This is a genomic window from Nonomuraea corallina, assembly GCF_027620315.1.
Lineage (GTDB): Bacteria > Actinomycetota > Actinomycetes > Streptosporangiales > Streptosporangiaceae > Nonomuraea > Nonomuraea corallina.
This window is the reverse complement of record NZ_JAPNNL010000345.1, coordinates 1-1,280: the sequence shown is the minus strand read 5'-3', so window position 1 is coordinate 1,280 and position 1,280 is coordinate 1. Positions and strand designations below refer to the sequence as shown.

The window sequence follows — 1,280 nt, the reverse complement described above, 5'->3', positions numbered from 1 at the left end:
TGAGGTGCCCCGGCCCTCCCGGACTCGGACCCAAGTAGGGTCAGAGACAGTCCGGGAAGGAAGCACGTGGCGAAGAAGCCGAGAATATATCCGCCCGAGTTGCGGGCCGAGGTCGTGCGGGCCGTCATCGACGACGGGAAGACCCCTGCACAGGTTGCCCGCGATTTCGGCTTGGTCGCAGAGACCGTTCGCAATTGGGTGAAGGCAGAGAAGTCGAAGAACTCTGGCACCACCGACGAGGCCCGCGCCGCCATCGACCGCGCCAAGCTCCAGGAGATGGAACGACGCGTTCAAGAACTTGAGCAGGAGAACGCTTTCCTGAAAAAAGCCGCGGCCTTCTTTGCGAAAGAGCTCCCGTAAGCGAGAAGTACGGACTCATTCTCGCCGAGAAGGCTAATTTTGAGATCATCATGATGTGCCGTCTGCTCGGCGTGTCGAAATCCGGATACTACGACTGGGAGAAGCGTCCGATGTCGGCGACCGAACAACGGCGCGAAGCCCTCAAGCCCTTGATTGACTTCGTGTTCGCCGAATCCGGCCGGACCTACGGGTACCGCCGTATCCACGCGGAGCTCAGGCGTGCCGGCGTCGAGGTGGACGATGAACTCGTTCGCAAGCTCATGCGCCAGATGCGCCTGGTCCCGGTGCAGGTCAAGCGACGCCGTGGCCTGACGATCGCGGACAAGAACGCGGCCCCGGTCCCTGACCTGGTGCGACGCGACTTCAGCGCGGAGATGCCCGGCCAGAAGATGATCGGTGATATCACGCAGATCGATACGGGTGAGGGTGCACTTTTCCTGGCAACGGTTATCGACTGTTTCAGCAAGAGCGTGATCGGCTGGGCGCTGGACGTACGATATCCGGCGAGCTTGGTGTGCGCGGCCATCGATATGGCCGCGGCCCGCATCGAGATGCCCGACGGGGCGATCTTTCACTCCGATCGAGGGAGTCAATACACGTCGATCGAGTTCGGCGAGATACTCGGCAAGTACAGCATCCGGCAATCCGTCGGACGCACCGGGAGTTGTTTCGATAACGCGATGGCGGAATCGTTCTTCGGTAAGCTGAAGACGGAGATGGTACATCACCGGACGTTCGCCACGCGTGCCGAGGCGCGACGCGAAGTGATCAAATTTATCGAGGGATTCTATAACCGGCGAAGACTTCACTCTGGGTTGGGATATCGCCCACCATCGGAAGTGCTAGAGGAATGGTTCGATAACCGGATCGCGGCGTGATATAGTTTCATTTGAGTCGAGTCCGGGAAATTCGGAGCCCCT

At 60.0% G+C, this 1,280-nt stretch carries 2 protein-coding genes; both read left to right on the top strand.

Features of this window, described 5'->3' with window-relative positions; translation table 11 throughout:
• Positions 1–66: 66 nt before the first annotated feature.
• Positions 67–360: a transposase gene (locus tag OUY22_RS36620; RefSeq protein ID WP_270159908.1), complete on the top strand. Its 294-nt coding sequence runs from the start codon at positions 67–69 to the stop codon at positions 358–360.
• A 17-nt stretch (positions 361–377) separates the two neighbouring features.
• Positions 378–1,238, top strand: coding sequence for an IS3 family transposase (locus OUY22_RS36615; RefSeq protein WP_270159909.1), 861 nt, complete (start codon positions 378–380; stop codon positions 1,236–1,238).
• The last annotated feature ends 42 nt before the right edge of the window (positions 1,239–1,280 follow it).